This is a genomic window from Nostoc sp. PCC 7524, assembly GCF_000316645.1.
Lineage (GTDB): Bacteria > Cyanobacteriota > Cyanobacteriia > Cyanobacteriales > Nostocaceae > Trichormus.
The window spans coordinates 3,334,513-3,353,592 of sequence record NC_019684.1; the positions used below are offsets into that span (position 1 = coordinate 3,334,513).

General features: G+C 43.0%; 15 protein-coding genes and 2 pseudogenes. 11 read left to right on the forward strand and 6 right to left on the reverse strand.

Features of this window, described 5'->3' with window-relative positions; genetic code table 11:
* Positions 1-87 precede the first annotated feature (87 nt).
* The gene (locus NOS7524_RS13360; RefSeq protein WP_041555311.1) at positions 88-936 is read right to left on the reverse strand and encodes a tetratricopeptide repeat protein; all 849 of its coding nucleotides are present in this window, start codon (positions 934-936) and stop codon (positions 88-90) included.
* Between the two features lie 344 nt (positions 937-1,280).
* On the opposite strand from NOS7524_RS13360, the gene NOS7524_RS13365 reads away from it, so the two are divergent.
* The gene (locus NOS7524_RS13365; protein ID WP_015139007.1) at positions 1,281-1,958 is read left to right on the forward strand and encodes a class I SAM-dependent methyltransferase; all 678 of its coding nucleotides are present in this window, start codon (positions 1,281-1,283) and stop codon (positions 1,956-1,958) included.
* A gap of 128 nt (positions 1,959-2,086) precedes the next feature.
* On the forward strand, positions 2,087-2,608 hold the full coding sequence (locus NOS7524_RS13370; RefSeq protein WP_041555312.1) for an IS630 family transposase: 522 nt from the start codon (positions 2,087-2,089) through the stop codon (positions 2,606-2,608).
* Between the two features lie 135 nt (positions 2,609-2,743).
* Here the strand turns inward: NOS7524_RS13370 and NOS7524_RS13375 are convergent, their stop codons facing one another.
* Both NOS7524_RS13375 and NOS7524_RS13380 read right to left on the reverse strand, forming a co-directional pair.
* Positions 2,744-3,076 (reverse strand): P-II family nitrogen regulator, encoded by a 333-nt coding sequence (locus NOS7524_RS13375; RefSeq protein ID WP_015139008.1) that lies wholly within the window; start codon positions 3,074-3,076, stop codon positions 2,744-2,746.
* Positions 3,077-3,169: 93 nt separating this feature from the next.
* Complete coding sequence (locus tag NOS7524_RS13380) at positions 3,170-4,303, reverse strand: sodium-dependent bicarbonate transport family permease (protein ID WP_015139009.1); 1,134 nt, start codon at positions 4,301-4,303, stop codon at positions 3,170-3,172.
* Between the two features lie 1,310 nt (positions 4,304-5,613).
* On the opposite strand from NOS7524_RS13380, the pseudogene NOS7524_RS29070 reads away from it, so the two are divergent.
* From NOS7524_RS29070 to NOS7524_RS13395, 4 genes and pseudogenes are all read left to right on the forward strand, one after another.
* Positions 5,614-5,760 (forward strand): annotated as a pseudogene (locus NOS7524_RS29070) (ATP-binding cassette domain-containing protein); the annotation flags it as partial.
* Between the two features lie 198 nt (positions 5,761-5,958).
* Positions 5,959-6,380: pseudogene (locus tag NOS7524_RS28660) on the forward strand (ABC transporter ATP-binding protein); the annotation flags it as partial.
* Positions 6,381-6,808: 428 nt separating this feature from the next.
* Positions 6,809-8,275, forward strand: coding sequence for an efflux RND transporter periplasmic adaptor subunit (locus tag NOS7524_RS13390; protein WP_015139010.1), 1,467 nt, complete (start codon positions 6,809-6,811; stop codon positions 8,273-8,275).
* A complete protein-coding gene (locus NOS7524_RS13395; RefSeq protein ID WP_015139011.1) occupies positions 8,275-9,492 on the forward strand; it encodes an ABC transporter permease in 1,218 nt (405 codons plus the stop codon). Before NOS7524_RS13390 ends, NOS7524_RS13395 begins: the two co-directional genes overlap by 1 nt.
* Positions 9,493-9,727: 235 nt before the next feature.
* Here NOS7524_RS13395 and NOS7524_RS13400 read toward each other — a convergent pair whose 3' ends face one another.
* The gene (locus tag NOS7524_RS13400) at positions 9,728-10,774 is read right to left on the reverse strand and encodes an aromatic ring-hydroxylating dioxygenase subunit alpha (protein ID WP_015139012.1); all 1,047 of its coding nucleotides are present in this window, start codon (positions 10,772-10,774) and stop codon (positions 9,728-9,730) included.
* A 316-nt stretch (positions 10,775-11,090) separates the two neighbouring features.
* Between NOS7524_RS13400 and NOS7524_RS13405 the strand changes: the two genes are divergently transcribed.
* The gene (locus NOS7524_RS13405; RefSeq protein ID WP_015139013.1) at positions 11,091-11,567 is read left to right on the forward strand and encodes a YbjN domain-containing protein; all 477 of its coding nucleotides are present in this window, start codon (positions 11,091-11,093) and stop codon (positions 11,565-11,567) included.
* Positions 11,568-11,584: 17 nt separating this feature from the next.
* On the forward strand, positions 11,585-12,304 hold the full coding sequence (locus tag NOS7524_RS13410) for a lipoate--protein ligase family protein (protein ID WP_015139014.1): 720 nt from the start codon (positions 11,585-11,587) through the stop codon (positions 12,302-12,304).
* 122 nt (positions 12,305-12,426) lie between these two features.
* Here the strand turns inward: NOS7524_RS13410 and ilvN are convergent, their stop codons facing one another.
* Positions 12,427-12,948, reverse strand: coding sequence for an acetolactate synthase small subunit (gene ilvN, locus NOS7524_RS13415; RefSeq protein ID WP_015139015.1), 522 nt, complete (start codon positions 12,946-12,948; stop codon positions 12,427-12,429).
* A 275-nt stretch (positions 12,949-13,223) separates the two neighbouring features.
* Between ilvN and NOS7524_RS13420 the strand changes: the two genes are divergently transcribed.
* The gene (locus NOS7524_RS13420; protein WP_015139016.1) at positions 13,224-13,589 is read left to right on the forward strand and encodes a BON domain-containing protein; all 366 of its coding nucleotides are present in this window, start codon (positions 13,224-13,226) and stop codon (positions 13,587-13,589) included.
* 39 nt (positions 13,590-13,628) lie between these two features.
* On the opposite strand, the gene NOS7524_RS13425 is transcribed toward NOS7524_RS13420, so the two are convergent.
* Positions 13,629-14,543, reverse strand: coding sequence for an alpha/beta fold hydrolase (locus NOS7524_RS13425; protein ID WP_015139017.1), 915 nt, complete (start codon positions 14,541-14,543; stop codon positions 13,629-13,631).
* A 555-nt stretch (positions 14,544-15,098) separates the two neighbouring features.
* Here NOS7524_RS13425 and infC point away from each other — a divergent pair.
* The gene (gene infC / locus NOS7524_RS13430) at positions 15,099-15,632 is read left to right on the forward strand and encodes a translation initiation factor IF-3 (protein ID WP_015139018.1); all 534 of its coding nucleotides are present in this window, start codon (positions 15,099-15,101) and stop codon (positions 15,630-15,632) included.
* Between the two features lie 333 nt (positions 15,633-15,965).
* Positions 15,966-19,004, forward strand: coding sequence for a hypothetical protein (locus NOS7524_RS13435; RefSeq protein WP_015139020.1), 3,039 nt, complete (start codon positions 15,966-15,968; stop codon positions 19,002-19,004).
* The last annotated feature ends 76 nt before the right edge of the window (positions 19,005-19,080 follow it).

Here is a 19,080-nt window from a genome sequence, read left to right on the forward strand (position 1 = left end):
TAGACGTGTAAAAGCTGATCCACTATCTGTTTGTTCTTAGCTAAAGCAGAGCCAGAGACGCTCCGCTTTGGTATGAGCAAATCTTCTTCAACGCTGTTCTAAAGCTGCTTGAATACGCGGTAATTCCAAGAATTTTTTCGCATCAGACAGTAGACGATCGCCCCAAAGATTTTCTTTGAGGAAATCTAAATTAGCATAGCGTTGATCAATGCGGAGTGCAGTTTCTCCCAAAGTTAGGCCTTGTTGGCGATCGCCTTTGGTGTATAGTGCTACCGCCAGTGCCAGTAATGGTTCGGCGGCTTGTTTATCAAGGGTGACAGCAGTTTGCCACTGCTTCATTGCCGCTTCCACATTACCCTGCTCGTATTGGATTAAGCCAATGTTGTTAATTGCAGGCCAAAATTTCTGATCTTGAGCGACGGCTTTATTGTATTGAGCGATCGCATCGGAGAGTCGGCCTACCATATAGTAACCATTACCCAAATCAAATAGCCCCTCTGGATCATTGGGTTTTAACTTCAAGCCTGCTTGGTAATTGTCAATAGCTGCTTGATATTTTTTCTGTTGAAAATTAGCCGAACCCAAAGCAAACAGAACTTCGGCATTTTTAGGATTGAGAGTGTTGGCTTGAGTTAAAGCTGCGATCGCAGCATCATAATTTTTGGTTTGCAAGTGCAAGCCACCCAAGAGAAACCAAACTTTATCGTTCTTAGGAGCCAGCTGACTAGCTAGCCGCGCCCGTGGCAAAGCCAACTCATACTGCTGAAACTGCCCTAGTTGGGCTGCCTCTTGCGCTAAACTTAACCCCTGCTTTTCTAACTTAGCTGTATCTAGTTGCAAAGTATGAGGTATCAATGCCTGGGCGTGAGCAGTTCTTGGCGCACTCCACAAACCACAGATCACTAAAAGAGAAATTAACCGAAAGTATTTAGGCACACTACCGCCTCTTAAACCATATATCAATAATCTTTCAGCTAGCTTAAACGATATCCGCTTGAGGTGACAGGCAAATTTTACAGTCGTTAGCACTGTTGGACTCAAGAAGTAGAAGGCAGTCCCCAGAATGAATCAATTCAAAATTCAAAAAACCCTACGGATACTCTATGAGAACGCCTTTGGCGAACGCGGTAGCGGGACGCAGTAAGGTTTTGAACCTAGCTTTTTCCGATAAAATGCTATTAAGAATTGTCTCAAAACCACAAAAATCGAATTTATTATGAGGACATAGTGATTACTTTTGAATCAGCATTCCATCCATTCACTCACATAAGGCGTATAATATGAAATCTTTGATGCAAGCTGCTCCTGAATCTTTTCGTAATCGCTATGGAAGTAGGTTGAAGGCAGCATACTTATGGACTCAGAGCATTCTGGGCAGAATTAAAAGACAGTTTTTTCGCCCCCCATTTCCTCAGCTAGATGATGAAGTGGTTAATCTACACTTAGGATGTGGCCCAATTAGTCATCCAAAGTTTATTAATATTGATGCGTTACCTGCTCCTCATGTACACTATGTACGTGCCATCAACGATCTATCTCCTTTTAAAGATAACAGCATTAACTTAATATATGCTTCTCATTGTTTAGAGCATTTTCCACACCCTAAAGTTCCACAAGTATTAGATGAATGGTTTCGAGTTCTCAAACATGAAGGCATTTTACGTCTTTCTGTTCCTGACTTCGATGTATTGCTAAACATCTATCATGATAATGAAAATAATGTGAATACTATTCTGAAATTTTTGATGGGGGGTCAAGACTACCCATTCAATTTTCACATGACTGTATTCAATCAAGCTAGTCTCAAAAATTTGTTGATACGCACAGGATTTAAAGAAGTAAGAGTATGGCAACCAGGTTCTTCTGAACTAACGACTTTAAATGATTCTTCTATATTAAAAATCATCAAGAATGGTAAAGAATATCCTTTAAGTCTTAATATTGAAGCCGTAAAGTAAAGGTAGTATTTCAGTCTTTTATCACAAGAGTATTTTTGGTTATTGATAAATATGTATATATGAATCCGGTTTGATTACTGTTCGTGTAACTTGGCGTAGCCAAATGATTTGCTTAAGTACACAGAAAAATTAGATATTGGTGTGAGGATGAAAGCCGTGTAGGATTGAAAACTGAAGCTGGTAGATTAATTACAGCAAAAGGTACAAAGCCTATTGGCATTATGCAATGGAAACGAGAGAATTTTTATTTATATGGATTAGTTGAACCATTAACTGGCGAGTATTTAATTTGGGAATTCTCTCATTTAAATACAGCTTGTTTTCAGATTTTTTTAGAAAAATTCTCTGCTACTTATTCCCAAGATATACATATTATTCAGTTAGACAACGGTGCTTTTCATTTTAGCCAACATCTTCAGATACCAGAGAATATCATTTTATTGTTTCAACCCCCACATACACCGCAAGTTAATCCAATTGAGCGGTTATGGGAAGAAGTTAAAAGACATTTGGCTTGGGAAAGTTTTGCTACGTTAGATGAATTAAGACAATTTATCTGGACGCGTTTGGAGAAATTAAATACATCAACCGTTGCTTCTATAACAGGGTGGGATTTTATTCTTGATGCTTTATTTGAATCAAATTTTTAGTGAATTGGTATAAGCCACCGATCAGAAAGCCGAGTGTCGGGGACTGCCACTGAGACCCAAGTCCCGCAGGCATAGAAATACTGCTACAAAAAACCGGGGTCATGCCCCGGCTTTTTAGGTCTGTGTCGTCTCGATTCAACAGCCGTCTGGTCCACAGAAACTGTGCCCGTACAGTACCTCCGCGTCACAAATATAGATCATGCCCGCAAAATCGAGGAAAAACTTCACTGCGACCTGATCCGCAATATTCTCGGCCATATCCCGATCCGGGGTGAGCACCTCGAATTTTATATTCGCCGTGGTGTCAGAAACGCTGGGTTGTCCCGACGAGCGCACGTTGCGACTGCCTTTACCGCCAGTTTCCAGAACCGTATAACCGGTTGCCCCGGATTCTTCGATGATATTGGCGATCTTTTTCAGCAGAATCTTTTCCGTGACGATGACGAGCTTTTTGGCTGGCTTGGCCATGTTGGTTACCTCCTTACCGTAATTGATCTTATATATTGAGTCGCTTGGTCTGCCGGGTCAAGGGAGGACCGACAGAACGCGACCCGTCTGGGATTACCTACCGCCTATCGCCTGGGCGAGTCCGACGAAGAGCGGTATACACAAGCCGATCGCAACGGGCGTACCGATGGCTGTGGAGGCCCCGATGTAGGCGGAGGGATTGGCCGACGGGATACCGGCTCGCAACGTGGGCGGACCTGAGATGTCTGAACTAGAGGAGGCGATGACGGCCAGAACCACGACACCGCCCAGGCTGAATCCTGTGGTGTAGTGGGCAATCAGGCCGAGACCGAAGGCGATAAGCCCATGCACAAACGGTGCCACTACGCTATACACGACGTACCACTGAGCCACCTTACGTAGTTCGCCAAGTCTTGACCAAGCCTCCATACCCATGACCAGCATCAATATCGAAAGCAAGCCGCGAAAGGCGGGATCGTAGAAGCTTTTATAGACACTTTCCGGCCGGGCTAATATGCCAATAGCAATGCCGAGCAACATTGCCGATAGGGCAGGTCCCTGGAGGCTTTCCTTCACGATCGGCCATATTTTGACCCGATTATCCGCAGACTGCTGCTTGCTGAGATACTCTTGCCGGGTGCTGGGATAATCCTGCTGAGCGAGATAATCGCCTGCTGCAACGGGCTGCTTGCCGAGATACTCCTGCTTGCTGAGATACTCGTCTGCTGCACTACCCTTCTTTTTCTTTTTGAGATAAATGTTGGCTATCACAATCGCAGTTACGAGCGCTGGGATATCCATGAAGGGATAGAGTGCGCCAGCCCATGCCTCGTATTGCATTGTTTGTCCATCCAGTACCGTCAGGGCGGCGGCCATGGTAGAGCCACTCACAGCACCAAACAACCCCCCGGTCGCAATCGCATCCACAGTTTTGACCTTCGGCAGCTTGGCCAACGTATAGCGCGCGATGAATACAATGAGAATTCCTATTGCTATAGCAGACGCTACGGGTAACACCATCTCCGTTAGGTTGGAATTGCGGATCGCCTGACCACCGGTCAGACCGATTTTCATGAGCAGCATGAAGATGATGATCTGAGTAATCGCCTCTGGAATTATTAATTCGCTACCAAGGGCGGCAATGACCATACCACCAATCAGAAAGCTGAGTGTTGGGGACTGCAACTGCTTAACGAAGTCCATTAAGAACAAGGACAAAAAATCCATGAATACCTCCTTCTGCCTCCTCTAAAAAAGAGCGATTATTGTGATAAGTGAGCTTTAAGAAGTAAGGGTGCAGCGCTTCAACCCTGCCGACAGGTGTTATGCGAACACCTGTCGGCAGGGGGCTCAAAGATGGCCGCTCTCCGAATGGGCTGGAAGGTGTTGCTGTCCCACAGTAACTTCTATAGAGCAATATCTATCTAATGCGCAAAATTCTATGTACTTAAGTCATATACTTAAATTCGCACAAAGTTGCGATCGTTTTACATGGATATGCTAAGTAATTTCAAATTCAAATCATAAGTTTTCCTTTTATTTTCAGAAACCCCGTATATCTCTGGTCAGTGTAAATTGCGATCACAAAATTTTCTCTATACACGGATATTGCACCGAGGACGGTATGAAATCAGCCAAATCGGAAGAGTTGTGTGGACACCGCTCTTCTAGCCATGACTGAGCTAATCAATCCACATTTATTTCAGGGGGAGCTGTTGACGGTTCATAAATCGTGGATGGACTGTAACTGGCGAGGTTAAACCACCCCACCGCCAGTAGGAGACCGAACCCACAGCCCAACAAAAAAGTCCAGGCGTGAGACGACTCGAGTACGCAGAGTAGGCGGCGATCGCCACTATATACCTGCACTAGCCAGCCTTCGCTGGTGTTGTCAAATTTTGTCCGCGTTGAGTCAAACTTGTTCATTGTGTACGCTCCATGCTGATCGAATGTTTGTGGCGGTGGCGGGCACTTGCGCGCTGCGACGGAAACACCTGTCAGAAATTCACCTGTGAATGGAGAATGTCTCAAGGAGAGAAACTGGGTCGCTCAAACCTGATGTTGATGTCGAACAGAAGACAGACATCTATGCTTTCGCCTTGAACGATATTCTTAAAGTTTATATAAGCTCATCAAGAAATCGGACAAGAAATCCACGTTATAATTCCTCCTTGATTCAGATATTGGGGGTCAAAACAATTCAAAATTGCAATCATTAGGGGCTTATACCCAGAATTAATTCAAAATAAATCTTCTTCTTAATTTTGCCTTTTGCATTTTGCATTTTTAATTCAAAAAAGGTCAGAACGGCAGGCATTTGCTTAAGTTTATCTGAAAATTCGTACAAATTTGCGATCGCTTTACATGGTTCTGCTAAGTAATTTCAAATTCAAATCATAAGTTTTCCTTTTATTCTCAAAAAACCCGTATATCTCTGGTCAATGTAAATTGTGATCACAGAGTTTTCTCTATACGTTCTCAAAACCCCAGCAATTCTCATTTTGACAAGAAGCTGTTCAAGCACTGGAAATCTCGGTGGGGAATATGTCGCTATCATGGGTGCTTCGGGTTCGGGTAAATCTACACTCATGAATATTATGGGGTGTTTGGATCGTCCCACGACTGGACACTATATTTTTGAAGGTAGAAATCTGACTACTTATAACTACGAATTAATCGGTTATTTTTTTCAACTTCTGCTACTTGATTTCTGTACCTGAGCAATTGCGAAAGCCATTTTCTACCTTTCACTGCAATTTGAATTTTTTGCCTCTGAATGCTCTCAAATACCTATTTTTTCGTAGCTCACATAGCGATCTCCTATTGCATTCAAATTTCTCAACCCCAGTTACAGTAAGCATTTTTCATTTGCGGATGAGTCTAATCAAAGAATAGGTTTTGTATTTCAGCAATTTAACTTACTCTCAAGAGCCACGGCGTTAGAAAATGTTATGTTGCCAATGGTTTACGCTAATATACCCAAACGCAAACGCCGTCAGAGAGCCTTAGAAGCTTTAAAAAGAGTAGGATTAGGAGAACGTATTTCAACCGTCCCAGTCAACTTTCTGGTGGACAACAACAACGGGTAGCGAGGCCGGCATTAGTATTAGCGGACGAGCCTACAGGCGCTTTAGACACTGAAACCTCTCATGAAGTGATGAATTTACTCACAGAACTGAATTAGCAAGGAATCACCATTGTCATTGTCACCCATGAGCCAGATATTGCCGCCCAAACCAAAAGAGTTATTCACGTACAAGATGGTTTAATTGTCAAAGATCAGAATTCTACACTGCAAGTCTGAAGATGTATCCCGTAACACTAAACAAGCAAATAGCTCTCATAAAACCTCTGTGTGACTTTGCGTAAACCTCTGCGTGCCTCTGCGTTACAAAATCCTCATCATAGAGATATCACTACTCAGCACCTAGTTCACCCTGTTAGGTGAAGGCACATTCAATAAATCAAAGCTAGGATTATTGACATATCAGCAACACCACGAATAATTATTCGTCTAATTAGTTATTTAGTTTTATGGCAATTGCCATATAGATTAGGACATCAAGCAATCATACAATCGTTACAATAAACCGCTTTCAAGTCTGTAATTTGTAACCTGTCACCTGTAACCTGTCCCCTGTCCCCTGCTATAAATAAGTATTTATTTCTACAATATTCTTAATCATTGAGATTCCTCATCAGACTGCCAATACTTTTCATAGACCAAAACTTATGATTGCCTACATAGAAGTTCCCATTATTGGCAAAGTCAAGCACCCAACTAGATGGCTAGTGGGATTGTTAGCAGCTGGAGCTTTGGTTGTTGGTACAACGACAACCTATAGCCTTGTTAGTCAAAGAAATAATCAACAAGATGTCACGCAACTAACCGTTCCTGTAGAAGCAAAAAATGTGACTCTGCGGATTACTGCCAGTGGTAAAGTTGTGCCAGTTCAGAGTGTTAATATTAGTCCAAAAAACCCTGGTGTACTGGCACAGTTATATGTAGAACAGGGCGATCGCGTCCAGCAAGGACAAATTATTGCCCGGATGGATGTGGGTGATATTGAAGCCCAAATCCGCCAATACCGCGCTAATTTAGCCCAAGCCGAAGCCCAGTTAGCCCAAGCTCAAGCAGGGAATCGTCCCCAAGAAATTGCTCAAGCTAGAGCGCGACTAGCCCAAGCCGAAGCCCAATTAGCCGAATCGCGTGCAGGGAATCGTCCCCAAGAAATTGCTCAAGCCCAAGCCCAAGTCGATGCAGCTCGCGCCAGGGCAAATTATACATCTGAGCAAGTTAAGCGTTATCAATACCTCTACCAACAGGGAGCAGAGAGAAAACAATTACTCGATCAAGCCATTAGTGAAGATAAAAGTGCTAAAGCTAATTTGGCGGAAGCCCAAAAAAGGTTGTCACTACTGGAAAGTGGCACTCGTAGCGAGGTGATTACAGCCAGAGAAGCAGCCGTCATTGAAGCACGCGCCGCACTGGTATTGTTGGAAGAAGGTAGCCGCGTTGAGGAAATTGCCCAACGTCGAGCATCTGTGAAAGCGGCTCAAGCACAGGTAGCAGCCGCAGAAGTCAGACTCCAAGATACTGTAATTCGCGCGCCCTTTTCTGGCATTGTTACGCAAAAATACGCCAATATCGGCGCTTTTGTGACTCCTACTACTTCTGCCTCCACCAGTGCATCGGCAACTTCTAGTTCTATTGTGGCTGTAGCCAAGGGTTTGGAAGTATTAGCGCAAATCCCAGAGGCTGATATTGGTAGAATTCAACAGGGACAGCAGGTGGAAATTGTAGCTGATGCCTATCCTGATGAAGTCTTTAAAGGTAATGTGCGTTTGATCGCACCGGAAGCAGTGATTGAACAAGGTGTAACATCCTTTCAAGTGCGGGTGGCACTGGATACAGGTATAGAAAAGTTACGTTCTGGGTTAAATGTGGATTTGACATTTTTGGGCGATCGCGTCAATGATGCTTTGCTGGTGCCAACGGTGTCAATTTTGACTGAGAATGGTAAAACTGGCGTACTTGTACCAGATGCTAGGAATAAACCCCGATTTCAGGAAGTGACTGTAGGCGCACAAATCCAAGACCAAACGCAAATTTTATCAGGAATCACAGCAGGCGATCGCGTATTTGTTGATCTGCCCAAAGACTACAAACTAGAGAAGCAGAAACAAGAGGGTAATTAATGAACCTGCTAGAAAGTGTGCAAATGGCAGGTAAAACCCTGCTGTCTAATAAACTCCGTAGCGCCCTCACCATGCTGGGTATTGTTATCGGTAATGCTTCGGTGATTGCCATGATTGGCATTGGTGAAGGTGGACAAAAATTTGTGCAGCAACAGTTAGAGTCTTTGGGACCAAACGTACTATTTATTATTCCTGGTAATCAAGCAACTCAACGAATTTCCAGAGAAGTACCGAAGACTTTAGTATATGAAGATGCCAAAGCGATCGCTACTCAAGTCCCAACCATCGCCAATGTAACTGCGGAGTTAAATGGTAGGCAGGTTGTTACCTACAGTAATAAAAATACTGATGTCAATATTATTGGCACAACTCCCAGTTTCTTAATTGTGCGGGATTTTGAAGTCGCCCAAGGGCGATTTTTTAGCGACGTAGACATGAAGCGCAGCAATCAAGTTGCAGTGTTGGGGGGAAAATTAGCCAACAGACTATTTGGTAATAGTAACCCTGTAGGTCAACAATTAAGAATCAAGAATGCTAGCTTTCAGGTGATTGGAGTATTAGAAACCAAAGGCTCAAGCTTGGGTGTTGACTATGATGATGCAGCCTTGATACCTGTGTTCACTATGGCTAATCGGATTGTGGGGCGGACTTCTCCCTATGGACTGGAGTTAAGTTATATTGTGGCTTCCGCGAAAAATGCCGATAGCGTAGATGCAGCCGTCTTTCAAATCACCAATTTGCTGCGACAACGCCACAAACTGATCGGTGAAGATGACTTTACCATTCGGACTCAAAAGGATGCTTTGCAAACAGTAGGACAGATTTCTAGTGCATTGACAATTATGTTAGCGGCGATCGCTGGTATATCTCTGTTTGTCGGTGGTATCGGTATCATGAATATTATGCTAGTTTCCGTCACTGAACGCACTCAAGAAATTGGACTGCGTAAAGCAATTGGCGCGACAGAACAAGATATTTTGCTGCAATTCATCATTGAATCTGTGATTGTTTCAGCCATTGGCGGCTTAGTTGGGACTGCGGTTGGTGTCAGTGGGATTATGTTAGTAGCAGCTTTAACACCCTTAGAAGCAGCAGTTTCACCCGTAGCGATTATGACTGCTGTGGGTGTCTCTGGTGGAATTGGTTTATTTTTTGGTGTTGTTCCCGCCCGTCGTGCTGCAAAACTTGATCCGATTGTGGCTTTAAGAAGCGTTTAGTTAAATTCTTAACAGCTTTACGGCGATGTCTAATCAAATCTTTTTCAAACCGCAACCCAGCTAAAACCTGAACACAAGCTGATATATTCTGTCGCTCGTCTGTTTCTTCAAACATATCGAAAGCATAAAATTATTGTCATTCAGTTCGTAGTAAGGGCTAAAGCCCTTTTCTTAGAACTAAAGTCCTTACTACAAACCTTTAATTATTTACACCGCGTATTTAATGCTCCTTGTCTTATTTCTCGACTTGATTTTTCATCAGCCTTTGCACACTGACTAATGCCCGATTTAACTCATAATTCCGTCTTTGGGGATTTTGTAAATACGCCTGCTGTTCCTCCTCAATCATCTGTACATCTTGCACCACTAAACCATCAAGAAACTTTTGCGCTGCGCCAAACAAACTATCTTTGACAAACTGCCGAAACCATACAGGCAATTTATGTAATCGCCAAAAAGCATTTAATGAGGTGAAGTGAATTAAATAAGCTTTCGTTTGCGTTTCACTCACCGGACATAATAGACAATAAATTTTAAAATCTTTGCCTAATGTAGACATCCAATGAGGATAGATATAACTCACATCCAAAGGTTCGGGATGTAAGCGGCGTAATGCAGGGAAAAATAACTGTGAAATAGACCAAATTTTATCTATTTTGTAATAACTTTGCGCTTGGTAATGTGCGTCTACACGGTGATTATCTTCATCAATATCTTCTAGTGTTGCTTCTGCCCAAGCCTGCAAATCCTGATGTAAATGTCCGTGATACATATCCATCAGGTTTTCAATTAAATAAGAATAATGAGCCTGACAATTAATTACTGCAACTGTAGCAATATAGTTTAAATGCTCCCATTCTGGTAAGCCTAAAGGTTCTACAGATGGTTCACCATCGCCAGGAAATAACCAAATAAAACCGTCTTGTTCTTTAACTGGATAAAGTCGGATTGTGCAATTAGGTAGTTTCTGATTGGTGGCTAGATAAGGAACAGTTGCACATTCACCTTGATGATTGAAACGCCAACCGTGATAAGCACATTCTAATTCATCGTTGATGACTTGTCCGTGACTGAGTTTAACTTGACGATGGGGACAACGGTCTTCTAAAGCGTGAATTTGTCCTTGACTGTCTCGATAGAGTGCGATCGCCTGATGCCAAATTATAATTCCTAATGGCCTATTTGTGACTTCACTACTGCGCGCGACCACATACCAATGATTAGGGTTAATCCCCAATTGCCGAACATCACGACTTGGCACAATTTGAGACAGAGAGGACATAGGTTGATACATCCTTGGCGGCGTTACAATCGGAAATTGCTACACCATTGACTAATTACAGGTGCAGTAAAACATATATTACAAGTAATTACGCCAAAATGGAATGTAATATTTCTTACTAATATTTCATAATGAACCAAAGCAGATAACCACACCCTTGGTTTTTCTGTCACCTGTAACCTGTCACCTGTCACCTGTCACCTGTCACCTGTCCCCAATCCCCAGACTATTACTTAAGGAACTCAACCTAATTTTGCTTACAGGCTATAAAGTATTGTGTAGATAAAACAGCGAATATATTGAGAGAAAAATCTGTATGACAGGCTACAAAGAAACCCTAATTAACCCAGAATCTTTAGATGAAATGGTTGAGACAACCGGCATTAACCATGTGGAAGTGATTGAAAATGTCATCGACTCCCTAGAACAAGATGACACCGCAATGGTAAGCCATCCCGCAGAAGGTGGTTATCTGTGGAAGTTTAAATATGGCAGTGTGGAAGTATTCGTCCAGTTGACAGGGACAACGGATGAAGATACCATCACCGTTTGGTCTGCGGTTCTCCAGCTACCGGCTAAAGATGAACCAAAGTTAATGCGTCACCTGTTGGAAATGAATTGCTCTAGCACCTTTGAAGCTCGTTTTGGTATTATTGAGAACCGAGTAGTAGTCATCTCTACACGCACTTTAGCAGAATTATCGCCTGGGGAAGTTTCCCGACTAATTACCATTGTGGCAACGATCGCAGATGACAACGATGAAGCCTTACAATCTGAATTTGGTGCAGCTTAGATAATTCACAATTCTGAATGGGTAACAAGCAGGTTTGGCGACTAATTCCTTTTTTAGAAGCGTCTGGTAGTGTGCAGATGGCAATTGACCGATGGTTGTTAGCACAGCATCTATCAGGACAGCAACCTTCAACTCTACGATTTTATACTTGGTCGCCACCCGCTATTTCCCTTGGTTATCATCAAAGACAATATCCCCAACATTGGGAACATCTCACTTGGAAAAATCAAATATTAGATTTAGTCCGTCGTCCTACAGGTGGTAGGGCAGTGTTGCACCAAGGAGATTTGACTTATACTGTTGTCACTTCGGGATTAACTGGCAATCGTCTAGAGAATTATCAAAGGATTTGTGAATTTTTGATTACTGGATGGCGATCGCTCAATATTCACTTAGACTATGGTACAGCCGGACGCGGCTACATTCATAACCCCAACTGCTTCGGCACAGCTACAGGTGCAGATTTAGTATTAACAGATGGTGCTAAATTAATTGGTAGCGCCCAATTAAGACGAGGCGGTGCAATTTTGCAACATGGTTCGATGCGTTTGCAGCCAGATGCAGAATTATTTGTTCAAGTATTTGGTGCAGAATCCTTTCAGGCTGTGCAAATACCGCAAAGTTTGAGTTTAGACAAGATTATGACAGCTTTAATTGCTGCGGCTAGGGATTGTTTTGATGTCGAGATTGAAGCACAACCCCTTTGTCTATCCGAGTGGAATGAAATTTTAAGCTAGCGTTCACCTGATACTATGAATGCGCTTAGTAGCAATAGGATCAAAAGGCAGCAAAATTAGTAAGGATTTTTACTAGATTCGCTGCCTCAGTAATTAATTTCAGAGTTAATTTTAGCTCAAGCTTACGAAACTTTTGCTTCCAAAGATTTGAGCAATTCAGTATTGACACCAGACTCACGAGTTAGAGAAATTTTACCAGTGCGAGCGATTTCCCTCAGCCCAAATTTTTGTAGCACCTGGACGATCGCCACCATCTTACCAGGATCACCTACAACTTCCAAAGTGAGCGAGTCTTCTGCCACATCTACCACCCGCGCCCGAAAAATTTGAGCTAGTTCGATCACTTCTGAACGGTTACTGCTAGTAGCATTCACCTTCAACAGCATCAATTCTCGCTCTACGCAGGGAGTTTCTGTGATATCCTGCACCTTGAGAACGTTGACCAGCTTGTATAGTTGCTTAGTCAATTGCTCGATCACGCGATCGTCACCATGTACAACCATCGTTATTCGGGAAACTCCTCCCTGTTCAGCTGCACCAACCGCAAGGCTTTCTATATTAAAGCCACGACGAGCAAATAAACTAGCAATGCGGGATAGAACCCCGGCTTCATCTTCTACGAGAACTGAAAGGGTATGTTTCATCTTTGCCAACACAGGCTAAGACAGCATCTTGCTAAAGCAAATGTTAGCTAACAGCTGCCTTACACGTACTGTTTACTAGGTTAATTAATTATAAATCGTGTATTTTATTTTAAACTTAATACTCGCACTCTTCATACTCTCCAGCAAAAAGTTATGTCCAAATCATTCTGCAAGCAGAAGCTAACTAAGGTAAATATCTTTTGATCGGCAGATGTGGATGATTTAGCAAAATTTTATCCTGGGAACGTTGTCAACCTTAAATCAGGAGAACATATATGAGTTGGTTGAAAAGATTGTTTGGCATGGAAAAACCTCAAAATGCCCAAGTAAATCCTACTCCGCAAGTTACACAAGCTCCTGCTACCTCTACTGCATCTACTGCTACTCAATCAATTCCACCAGAGCGTTTAGGATTGAATGGCGAATATGACCAAAGTGGTTTAGCCAAGCGGGTAGCATTAGCATTTGATCAAGACCCCCAACTAGATGATATGAATTCTCTCTGGGTAGCTCAGACTGGCAGCACTGTAGTGTTAAAGGGTAAAGTTCCTAACCAAGAAATTCTGAACAAAATGATTTCGGTAGCGCGTTCTGTACATGGTACTGCCGCAGTTGACACTAATCAAGTCAATATTGGCTAAACAGTCCAAATGTTTGGCTCTCCTAGTAGATAAGCACTGTTAGGAATTTTCAAGACATTTGTTAATCCAATCTAAAATTGCTTGGTTCACCTGTTCTGGACATTCGTCATGAGGACAATGGCCTACATCTTCTAAGTTGAGCAATTGCAATTTCTCGTTGTATTGAGCAAATTGATTAGCCAACATGGGAGGAACAAAGCGGTCTTTCTGCCCCCAAATTAACAACATGGGAATTGTTATGGTTGGTAACAGTGCTTTCACACTAGGACTGAAATTAATCCCGATCGCAGCTTTAAACAAGGCACTAAAAGCACGGACAGCACCCCTATCTTGGGGAGGGCTAGCCAAAATCTCGATCAGTTCATCGGTGATTGCTTCGGGGTGAGCGTAAGCCAACCCAGCCCAACGCCGTAGCACACTAGGCCGACGCACAAAATGAAACACAGGCTTTAACAACAATGGCGAAGCCACTAGATTTTTGATTGTCCTGACAACAGGGCGCAAAAAAGGTGGAATCGCCTCTTCCTCCAGCGATGGGTCGGGTAGACTCATCATGACTATCCCCTGTACCATTTCTGGATGGGCGGCGGCGGCGGCCAAAGAAACTAGAGAACCATTGGAATTACCTACAAGTACCACTGGTTGGCGAATAAAAGTTTGCCAGAAATCATACACCTGCTCTACCCACAACTCTATACTATAGTTAGCTGGAGCTTTTTCCGAACCACCAAAACCCAGCATATCCAGGGCATAGACTGTATGATACTCCCCTAAAACTTCTAAATTATGTCGCCAATGCCCAATAGAAGCTCCAAATCCGTGGAGTAGAATCAGAGGTATTGTTTTCTGGGAATTTTGGCTAGGGCGAATGTAAGTGTAACGGGTTTGCCAACCACGCCACACCCAGTCTCTTTGATTACCCACTCTTTGCTGCCAATGTACCGTAGTGGTCACACTTGCCTCCGATTCCTTGTTGCAACTCTCATAACTTCTATCTTACAAAGTCAAAAAGAAGGGTGTGGGGTATGGGGGGTAGGGTGTAGGGGAAATCAGTGGGTGCTTGATCCCAGCACTGATTTTAGACCACCAAATCAGAGATTTTGGTGGGGGCTTTTACCCTATTGGTTTCGGGGCAGGGTGTAAAAATAATATAGTTTTCTCTTCTTCCCCCACACCCCACACCCTGCACCCTACACCCTGTTTTGGTCAGGAAAGCCGCTATTAACTATGGACTATTGACTATGAGCAAATGAGAAAATAATTGTTACAATAATTAATTCTTCTCTAGGTTATGTGATTTAAATTAACTATGGGAGAGAAATTCTCTCAGAATGAGTAGAATAACAAATACAGAGATAACTAATTACTCTGTGGACTAACTAAACCAAAACTATAGACTCTTAATGAAGTCCTCAGTTATTTTAGTGTTGTGCCTATGATGCACAAAAATCAAGTCCAAGTACATCAAGTCCAAACTAACTTCTTAAAAAAGAGCTCCCACAAATCATAATGCCTGTGATTGAGAAAAAAAGAACTCGCGATCTGCCCCAAATTAACGAAAGAATTCGCTTCCCGAAAATTCGAGTTATTGACACTGACGGCTCCCAGCTAGGAATCATGGCTCCCCAGGAAGCACTGCAACTAGCAGAAGAAAAGGAGCTGGATCTAGTGCTGCTCAGTGACAAGGCTGACCCGCCAGTTTGTCGGATTATGGACTACGGGAAATACAAGTTTGAACAAGAGAAAAAAGCGCGGGAAGCCAGGAAGAAGCAGCATACAGCTGATGTCAAAGAAGTCAAGATGCGCTACAAAATCGAAGAACACGACTATAACGTGCGTGTTAAGCAAGCAGAACGCTTCTTGAAGGATGGAGATAAAGTCAAAGCGACTGTTATGTTCCGGGGTCGAGAAATTCAACACAGTGATCTAGCAGAAACTTTGCTCAAGCGTATGGCAACTGATTTGGAGCCATTCGGTGAAGTACAGCAAGCACCTAAAAAAGAAGGGCGAAACATGATGATGTTGATATCGCCTAAAAAATAGTGTGCCATTAATCCACCACTAAAAATATGACAATGACTTGATAGTCGTTGAATTTGATTAAAAACTGATAGTCCTGAACGCTGAGTGGGAAACATAATACTCAGTTGTTCAGGGCTTTTGCCATTTTTAGGAGAGATTGAGGGTGAAGGGATGAGGAGGATGAGGGGGATGAGGAGGATGAGGGGGATGAGGAGGATGAGGAGGATTAAGTATAAGTTCTCCCCCATCTCCCCCCACTCCCTCATCTCCCCTCACTCCCCCACTCGCCACTCACCACTCCCTACTCCCTACTCCCATTTCTCCTAAATCCGGTGATGACACCAGAAAATAAACATGGAATCGAAAAATCACTCGTTGGCTGCAAATCAGGGCTGGCTAACACAACTGCTTAAGTGGGTGAATCTACGGCCAGAGGAAGGCGAACGGACTTGGATGATGTTTGCCTTTTACACCACGGTATCGGTAGGGTTGCGATGGGCGGAAGACAGTACAGTTGCATTGTTTTTAGATGAATATGGGGCTGGGCCACTACCGTGGATGTATATAGCTAGTGCTGCTATGGGTGTAGCACTGGTTTTTTTATATTCTTGGTTGCAAAAGATTTTTCCGTTGCGCTGGGTGGTGGTGGCGATCGCACCTTGTATGGTGATGCCGTTAGTTGCTTTAGTATTATTACGCTGGGGTGTACAGGTTGCTTTCTTTTCAGTGATTGTGGTGTTCTTGCTGCGGTTGTGGGTGGATTCCCTGTATGTGGTAAATGATCTCAACACCTCTATTGTTGCTAACCAACTATTTAATATTCGCGAAATTAAGCGCACTTACCCACTGGTAAGCAGTGGTTTATTAGTGGCTGATGTGATTAGTGGCTTTAGTTTGCCTTGGTTGTTGCAATTCGCCAGACTCAATCGGGTGATTATCATCGCCTGTGGTGTGATTATCTTGGGTTCGGCAATTCTGGCCTATCTCAGTTATCAGTATCGAGCCGCTTTTCCCGATGCACCGCAACGCATCATTCCCCAAGAACAAGCTTCTCGCCACCGTCGCATTGAAGCACCACTGAAACGGTATACATTACAATTATTTGCCTTTGTCGGTCTTTTGCAGGTGATTGGTTTATTAATCGATTTCCAATATCTGCAAGAATTAAAGCTCAATTTAGGTGACAAAGAACTAGCCAGTTTTTTGGGTTTATTTGGTGGCATTATCGGACTGTGTGAGTTAACCACTCAGTGGTTTTTCTCTAGCCGACTCATCGAACGCTTTGGGGTATTTTTTAGTGCTGCCCTCTTACCTGTGGCTGTAGGCTTGGTTGTCCCTGGATTGATTGCTATCCTCAATTTGTTACCTGGAATCCAATCTTTGGCTTTTTTCTGGGGGTTGGTAGGGCTGAAATTTGCTGACGAACTCCTACGTTATACTTTCGTTGTCAGTAGTGGCCCGGTATTATATCAACCGATCCCTGAACGCATTCGCAGCCGGATGCAAGCATTATCAGGAGGAACAGCCGAAGCGATCGCTACAGGTTTGGCTGGGGTAGTAATTCTGATGACATTATTATTTTGCGGGCAGTTTGTCTCTGCTACCTGGCAAAAATGGGTCTTTATTGGGGAGACAATGATTGTAGCGGCTGCCTGCTTCAAAGTTGTTTTGGTATTGCGATCGCGTTATGTTGATTTGCTAGTCTTAAGTGCTGAACGCGGTGAATTGAGTGCTGCTAAAGTGGGTTTACGTGCCTTTAAACACGGGGTAGTCAAAGCTTTAGAAGAAAAAGGTAGCGCCGCCGATAAACACTCTTGTATTGAACTGTTAGCCCAAATTGATCCCCAAGGGGCAGCAGAAATTTTAGCAGGATTACTATTTAAGTTAACTCCAGATTTACAGCGTCACAGTTTAGAAGTGATGTTGACAGCAGGTGCTAATGCAGAATATGTATCGGAAGTGCGGTGGTTCTTAGAACGTCCTCCCGGTGCTGTGAATCCAGAAGTTTTTGCTTTAGCCTTGCGTTACGTTTGGCTATCGGAAGCTAATCCCAATCTCAGCCTGCTAGAAGAATATTTACAGTTACGAAACCATTCCCTCATCCGTGCTACTGCGGCGGCTTTGTTGCTACATCAGGGAACAGCCATGCAAAAGTTAGCAGCAACCAAAACTCTGCGCCTGATGCTGATCAATAAACAAGAAATAGAACGGATGAATGCTGTGAAAGCTTTAAGAGAAGCTGTTTATTTACAGGCGTTGCGGATTCACATACCCAATTTGTTGCAGGATGAATCGTTACGGGTACGCTGCGCTGTCTTAGAAATGATTGCGGCAACTCGCATGGAAGAATATTATCCGGCATTGCTGAAGGCACTCTACTATAAATCCACCCGTGCAACGGCGATGCGTGCCTTAATTAAAATGGAAAATGAAGCTTTAGATATGCTGCTGCAATTGGCTACCGATGCTTACAAACCAGAAGTATTGCGAATGTATGCTTGGCGGACAATAGCGCAAATCTCGACTTCAGAAGCAGTAGAAACTTTATGGTTACATTTGGAATCTTCTTGTAGTGCAACCAGATATCATATTCTTCGGAGCATATTAAAAATTCAAAAACAATCCGAAATTACTAATTTAGTAGATCGGTTTCAGCACAGTCGGGTAGAAAATTTAATTGAGCAGGAACTGCGATTTTTAGGTGAAATTTATGCTGCTTACCTAGATTTACAACCACAGAAAACTTTAGATATCTATCTCAATAATCAGCGAACTTTGGTTGTTTATGAGTTGCTGCAACGAGCTTTAAAAGAAATGGAATGGGATATTAGAGAGAGATTATTACTACTGTTGCGGCTACTGTATTCCCCAGAAAAAATGCAAGCGGCGGCTTTTAACTTAAGGTCTGAATCAGGGGCAAATTTAGCACGAGGGTTAGAAATTTTAGAACATACGGTGAATTTACCAACTAAAAGTCTGTTGTTGAATATTTTAGATAAGCGATCGCACCAAGAAAAACTAAATTATCTGATTACCGCCGGATTAATCGAATATCAAGAATTATCAGACGGTGATCGACTCCGCCGAATGCTTACCTTGGGAAATTTTCTCTCCGATTGGTGTTTGGCTTGCTGTTTACATTTTGCTCAAATTAATCGGATTCGCCTGACAATTCACGAAATCTTGTTAGCTTTACGTCATCCTACAGGCTTTGTGCGCGAAGCAGCGATCGCTTATTTAAGTGTAGTGTCCCACCGCGTCCTCTGTGAACTTTTACCAATTTTGCAAAAAGATTCACACCCTTTAGTAGCCGCACAAGTCAAGGAATTAATTAAAAAATACCCAACTACAAGTTATGTTGAACCAACATATTCCATATCCGATTCTGTGTGATTTCACGTTAGCTTTTCCACATAACGTGAAAAGTCAGAAACCATACTCATCATTAAACTCAAACGTAATCTGTAAA

Excerpts from the sequence above, each read along its gene's own strand:
- NOS7524_RS13365 (WP_015139007.1), top strand. The coding sequence starts at position 1,281 with ATGAAATCTTTGATGCAAGCTGCTCCTGAATCTTTTCGTAATCGCTAT.
- NOS7524_RS13375 (WP_015139008.1), bottom strand. The coding sequence starts at position 3,076 with ATGGCCAAGCCAGCCAAAAAGCTCGTCATCGTCACGGAAAAGATTCTG.
- NOS7524_RS13380 (WP_015139009.1), bottom strand. The coding sequence starts at position 4,303 with ATGGATTTTTTGTCCTTGTTCTTAATGGACTTCGTTAAGCAGTTGCAG.
- NOS7524_RS13390 (WP_015139010.1), top strand. The coding sequence starts at position 6,809 with ATGATTGCCTACATAGAAGTTCCCATTATTGGCAAAGTCAAGCACCCA.
- NOS7524_RS13395 (WP_015139011.1), top strand. The coding sequence starts at position 8,275 with ATGAACCTGCTAGAAAGTGTGCAAATGGCAGGTAAAACCCTGCTGTCT.
- NOS7524_RS13400 (WP_015139012.1), bottom strand. The coding sequence starts at position 10,774 with ATGTCCTCTCTGTCTCAAATTGTGCCAAGTCGTGATGTTCGGCAATTG.
- NOS7524_RS13405 (WP_015139013.1), top strand. The coding sequence starts at position 11,091 with ATGACAGGCTACAAAGAAACCCTAATTAACCCAGAATCTTTAGATGAA.
- NOS7524_RS13410 (WP_015139014.1), top strand. The coding sequence starts at position 11,585 with ATGGGTAACAAGCAGGTTTGGCGACTAATTCCTTTTTTAGAAGCGTCT.
- ilvN (WP_015139015.1), bottom strand. The coding sequence starts at position 12,948 with ATGAAACATACCCTTTCAGTTCTCGTAGAAGATGAAGCCGGGGTTCTA.
- NOS7524_RS13420 (WP_015139016.1), top strand. The coding sequence starts at position 13,224 with ATGAGTTGGTTGAAAAGATTGTTTGGCATGGAAAAACCTCAAAATGCC.
- infC (WP_015139018.1), top strand. The coding sequence starts at position 15,099 with ATGCCTGTGATTGAGAAAAAAAGAACTCGCGATCTGCCCCAAATTAAC.
- NOS7524_RS13435 (WP_015139020.1), top strand. The coding sequence starts at position 15,966 with ATGGAATCGAAAAATCACTCGTTGGCTGCAAATCAGGGCTGGCTAACA.